This window comes from Iamia sp., assembly GCF_035575815.1.
Classification (GTDB): Bacteria; Actinomycetota; Acidimicrobiia; order Acidimicrobiales; family Iamiaceae; genus Iamia.
This window is the reverse complement of record NZ_DATLXO010000048.1, coordinates 1-5,361: the sequence shown is the minus strand read 5'-3', so window position 1 is coordinate 5,361 and position 5,361 is coordinate 1. Positions and strand designations below refer to the sequence as shown.

General features: G+C 70.3%; 6 protein-coding genes. All 6 read right to left on the bottom strand.

From position 1 onward, the window contains the following. Nucleotides 1-75 precede the first annotated feature (75 nt). A complete protein-coding gene (locus VNL12_RS04580) occupies nt 76-399 on the bottom strand; it encodes a hypothetical protein (protein WP_325591939.1) in 324 nt (107 codons plus the stop codon). Nucleotides 400-411: 12 nt separating this feature from the next. Then, nucleotides 412-852, bottom strand: a complete 441-nt coding sequence (locus tag VNL12_RS04575) for a hypothetical protein (RefSeq protein WP_325591937.1) — start codon at nt 850-852, stop codon at nt 412-414. Then, entirely contained in the window at nt 852-3,029 is a 2,178-nt protein-coding gene (locus VNL12_RS04570) for a phage/plasmid primase, P4 family (RefSeq protein ID WP_325591935.1), read from the bottom strand. Before VNL12_RS04570 ends, VNL12_RS04575 begins: the two co-directional genes overlap by 1 nt. After that, nucleotides 3,026-3,391 carry a hypothetical protein gene (locus tag VNL12_RS04565; protein WP_325591933.1) on the bottom strand — a complete coding sequence of 122 codons (366 nt, stop codon included), beginning with the start codon at nt 3,389-3,391 and terminating at the stop codon, nt 3,026-3,028. Before VNL12_RS04565 ends, VNL12_RS04570 begins: the two co-directional genes overlap by 4 nt. A 114-nt stretch (nt 3,392-3,505) precedes the next feature. Next, on the bottom strand, nt 3,506-3,799 hold the full coding sequence (locus VNL12_RS04560; RefSeq protein WP_325591932.1) for a hypothetical protein: 294 nt from the start codon (nt 3,797-3,799) through the stop codon (nt 3,506-3,508). A gap of 677 nt (nt 3,800-4,476) precedes the next feature. Then, nucleotides 4,477-5,361, bottom strand: an 885-nt coding sequence (locus VNL12_RS04555) for a tyrosine-type recombinase/integrase (protein WP_325591930.1), incomplete at its 5' end; no start/stop codon positions are given.

Below are 5,361 nucleotides of genomic sequence, written 5' to 3'. Positions count from 1 at the left end.
CGCAGTCGACCAGGCGGCAGGGTAGTGATATCACTACCCTGCCGCCTGGTCGACTGCGGGTCGCGGGTCATGCGGTTACTCCGTCGTCCCCATCCGAGTGAGGAAGGACATGAGAGGTCGTCGGGGCGCGGCGTGTGTGGGCGCTGGTCGTCCGGGGATGAGCTTGGGCACGACGGCCGTGTGGGTCTCGTCGGTCCACTCGCTGTAGCGAGTGAGGTTGTCCCACGTGGCGTAGAGGTCGGGAGCTGTGGCTTCGAGGCACCATTCGCAGATGAAGGAGTCACCGTCGTCGGGTTCGACGACGGCGACGAAGGCGTGCTTCTCGGTGCTGTTGCCGCAGACGGCGCAGGGCCAACGGGTGATGACGTTGCAGTACTTGATGGTGATGGTGGTGGGCATGGTGGTGGTCTCCTAGTTGTTGTTGCTGGGGGTGGTCATGGGGGTGTCCCCGATGATTGGGGGGTAGCACGGCCAGGTGCCGGCGAGTCGCTTGGTGGCCGGTCGTCGGTCGGGTGTCGCTTGGGCTGGTGGGCGGGGTGCGGTGGCGAGGCGGGCCAGGTCGGCGGGCCGGGGTTGGTGCCGACCGGTACACCCGGGGGTCATCCGGCAGGCCGGCCATGAGCCCCGCTTGACCGCCGTCATCGACACCTGGTTGCACGTGGTGCAGGGCGCGAGGGCGTGGCCGGTGCGCCGGCCGCCCAGGTGAGCGATGAGCAAAGCCCGGTGCCGTGCGATGGCGGGGCCGAGCTCGGCCCGGGTGCCGGGGGGGCCGGTGAGGCGCAACCGACCGGCGATCAGGTCGAGGTCGACGGGCCCGTCGTCGAGGGCGTCGAGGAGGTCGGCGAGGCCCATTAGAACCAGTCCTCGCCCGGGTCGTCGGCCTCGTCGGGACCGGGGTCGGGCGCTGCGCGTTTTGCGCGTTCTGCCCCTACTTCCCCCCGTGAAGAATCTTCCCTCTCCTCTTCCCCCTCGTTTTCCTCACGTGGCGAAGTAGTGAGGAAACGCGCAAAACGCGCAGCCGGGTCGGGGTCGGACCAGGCCGCCGAGTCGAGCAGCCGCCAGTCCTTCCAGCCGAGCGAGCCGCTCTCACCGTTCCGCTCCCGGGGTCCGAGCGTGTTCTCAGCACGGGCCAGGAACTTGTTCCGACCGAGGCGGCCCCGACCGTTCTGTGCGGTCCACTCGGTGTAGCCGTCGAACATCGCCTTGCCGGGCACGAACCCACCGGGGTCAGCGGTAAGGCATTGCGCTGCGAACTGCGCGGCGACATCGGATGCCTGGGCGAACTCGTCGGCGACGAGCTGGTCACCGATGCCGTACCCGCCCCGCTCGAGCCACCGCTGCGCGCCCTCGACGAGACGCACGAGGATGCCGGGCAACTCGGCCATGAGCTCGCCCTCGAGGGTCGGGTCCTCGGCGCCTTCGACTGAGGTTGGGAACAGGAACGGGCGCACCCGGGCCAGGTACGCCCGGCTGGTCTCACCCACTGTGGGTGGAGTGTTCGCCGAGAAAGCGAACAACGCACGATTGTGGAACGTGAACGGGTCTCTGAACTTGCGCTCGCCGGCGATCAGGTCATCGCCCGTCAGTGCCTTGAACAGGGCCAGGTCGTCGACGTGGTGATCGGAAAGATCGCCGGCCGAGTTGAGGAGTTTGCCGTAGAGCCCGGCCGCGGCGAAGCGGTTGGTCGCCAACTGGTGCAACGTCACGGAGCACACAGATGCACCGGCGAGCGCTTCGAGGACCCGGAGCAAGGTGCTCTTCCCGGACCGGGCGGGGCCGAAGATGAAGAGCACTTTCCGCTGGCCGATCCAGGGGCACAGCATGAGCCCGGCGGCCTCGATGAGGTCCTCGGCTTGGGTGCCGCACCGGCCGGTCAACCAGTCGTCGAAGGCCGGTGCCGTGGCCTTCGGGTCCCAGCCGACAGGGACCTGCACTCGTGACAGCAGGGCCGGGTCGTGGGGTCGCAGCTCGCCGGTGCGGATCGACAACATGCCGTTGGCCGTGTTGACGATCCCGTCGGGTTCGGTGTCGCCGAGGACCAGGCTGTCCCGGTGGAGCCCGGCCACGATGACGTCGTGCGCGTTGCGGCGGTGGGTGTCGCGGTATCGCTGGCCGAGCAGTTCGGCGACCGCTCCCGGCACCGGGTCGTCGTCGTGGTACACCCCGGCCTTGTAGGCCCAGATGCCCCCGTCGGGGCCGACGGCGTGGTGCCCGCCGGCTCTAACCGCGTTGGCGAGGTCGAGGGCTCGGAGGCCGTTGGTGTCGAAGAACCTTCCCGGGTCATCAGGCGCCGTCGATCTGGTGGCCTTGGGTCGTTTCGGGAGCGGCCCGGCCCGGTCGATGAGCCGGGCCAGGACCGCACCCGGGTTCTCGCGGCCGCCGAGGAAGTCGTCGAGGCCCACCGATCCCGAGGCGGGCAGGGTCAGGTACCGCACCGTCTCGGCGCCGAGCAGCTCGAGGTGCTCCCCGAGCCGGTGCGCGGCATCGTGGACCTTGGCGTTCGAGCTGACGTCGGCGTCGAAGGCGACGATCACGGGCCGCCCGTCGATGCCGAGACGGTCGAGCTCGGCCGTGGGCGCACCGTCGCGGGACCACCCCCAGCACCCGGCTACACCCACCACGAGCACGTCGTCAGGGGCATGCGCCACCGCCGCAAGCGTCTGCTTCGTCCCCTCCACGATCAGCACGAGGCGGTGGTGGCCGAGGCGGTCCCGCATCGCCGGCACCACGTTCAGCGGCGCCGCCGTATCCGCTGGGAACAGGTACTTCCGAGCTCGACCCTCACCGTCGACAAGAGGGTTGTCGGGTCGGTACTGCGGTACAGAGTCACCGTCGATCGGGTGGTGGCGGAACAGGATCCCGGGCACCGACCGGGCCCACCGCAACGCAACGGGCAGGCCGTCGAGGATGGAGACGGAGTAGGTGCCGGCGTCGATGGCGACATCGGCCGGAATGGCACCGGCGGCGAGCAGCTCGACGTGGTGAGGAAGGAGGACGCCTTGGTCCTCGAGGGCGGCCTGGGCGCTCATGGCGTGACCTCCCGTCGGGCGTCGACGAGGGCCTGCATCGCACGCCCATCGCCACCGACGTCGGGGTGCCACACCTTCGACAACGCTCGGTACGTGGGGGCCTGGAGGGTGTCGGGGATGGCGGCGAACACCTCGACGAGCAGCGGCGCCAACGCCGGGACGCCGGTCCCGTTGATGCGGTCGGCGAGCGCCTGGGCCTCGGCCCGGAGCGCCGACGGGACGGTCCACGCCTTGAGGCTCGGGTCCCAGCGGGCGCCCGGCAGGGCCTTGCACGCGTCCTTGTTGTTGAAGGACGTCCAGATGCCGGTCCGGCCGTCGCCGAGGTCTCGGACGACAGCGGAGTGAGGTGTAGAGTCAGCCACGTCGCCCACCTCCACACCCGGAGAAAACGACACGGTGGGGGCGCCGGTCCAGCGCCTCGCAGTTGTGGTCCCAGCCCTCGGCCCCGGTCGGGGGCTGGGTCGCGTTCGGGGTGCTCATGCGGCACCCCCGAGGTCGGGGCGGTCGTCCTGGGCCAGCTCACGCTTGAGCCGACGGGACTTCGCCGAGCGTCGGGCCAGGTCGGCCATATGCGCCTTCCGGGCGCGGTCGGCCCTCCGGGTCCTCTCGGCTGGGTCGAGGAGCCCATCGGGGTCGACCTCGTGCTCATAGCGGTCGAGCTGGCGGCGGCGGGCGGCCTCGGAGGCCTCCGCCGAGTCAGTGTGCGACCAGCGGGTCAGCGCAGCGTGACGGGCACGCAGGGAGCGCTCCGTCGGGGACAGGTTCGACACGGTCCACCCTCCTAAGGGTGTTGTGTCGGAGCCCCGTCGAGCGCCGCCCAGGCCGTCGCCTCCTTCGGAGGTCACGTCTTCAGCGAGCGTTGGCCCGGACTCTGAAGATGGCCGTTCTTGGCTTCGAAGCGAATGCTACCGCAATCAGCGAGGCGCCGCTGCGCCGGTCTGCGGGTCGATCATTAGCCGCCCCTGGGGGGCTCGGCGTTGCGCAGCTACCACCGAAGCCAGATCGGCAACGTGCCGCCCGCAGCCACACGATGTCACGAGGGGCGGACGAGGACCGGTGTAGCCCCTTGGGCCGGTCAGCGGAATGACGCGCGACTCAGTGCTACGGCGGGCGAGGATCGTGAACTTTGACCGGGCGCGTTCCGGCGAGTAGGTCGGAATGTTTGCCAGCCAGACCGGTCCGTGCGGGCTAGAGCAGATGAAGGCGAGGGTCTCACCGCAGCGCCGGCAACTGACCGGCGCCGGCGCCTTGATGGTGTCCTGATCGACCATCTCGGCCACGGCGTCAACCAGTACACCGGTTGGGTCGACGCGGTGCAGGGTTGGGTAGCGAGAGCAACGCTGCGCGTGCTCGGGCCCGACCGAGCGCAGCCACTCGCCCAGCCGGGTCCAGCTCCTCGGTGGGTCCGCCTCGAGTGCGTCCCACGGTTCCTCTGTCTTGTCGCCCACTACAGGTCCCCCTCGACGTCGATTCGGCGGTAGGCGGACCGGGCCCGTTCGGAGCGGGCCGATGCCCCGTAGCGGGCCACCATCTGTGCCGAGCGCCATCCCGCGAGCTCTTGCAGATCACCCTCGGTGCCGCCCGCGGCGAGCCACCGGTGCGCCAAGGTGTGCCGGAAGCGGTGGGGGTGGAGGTCGGGGACCCCGGCGGCTCGGGCCCGGCGGCGCAGCACCTGAGCAATCCCGGAGTCTGTGAGGTGCCCTCGGGGTGAAAGCCACCACCATCCCGAGCCCTCCCGGGGGTGCCGGCGCCGTTCCCGGTCGTAGCGGTCGAGGGCCAGGGCGGCGCGGTCACCGAAGGGCACCCACCGCGACCGCTGCCCCTTGCCGACCACCAGAACCGCGTTGCCGTCCAGGTTCACGTCGCCAACCCGAAGCCCGGACATCTCCCCGAGGCGCACCCCGGTGGCGATGAACAGGCGGATGAGGGCCAGGTCCCGGCGGTTCTCGAACCCCGGCCCCTCGCACACCTTCAACAGCCGCCTCAGGTCGTCGGTGGGAATGACCGGGACGGTGGACTCGGGGATCGTCGGCGGCGACATGTTCACCATGGGCGAGACGTCGACCTCGCCCTCCTCGACGACGAACCGCCAGAACTGCGCCAGGCACCGGTACCTCGTCGCCGCGGTCGACGGGGACCAAAGCCCGAGCTGGTCGATGATGAAGTCCTCGACGTTCCCCCGGGTCACCTCGGCGGCCACCAGGGCCCGGTCCCCCTCGGCCTGGTGGGCGATGAACAGCGCCGCCGCGTCGGTGTAGGCGGTGATGGTCTTCGGTGAGCGCTTCCGGGCCCGCAGCGACCGCTCGAACGAGCGCACCAGGGGGGTCAGGTC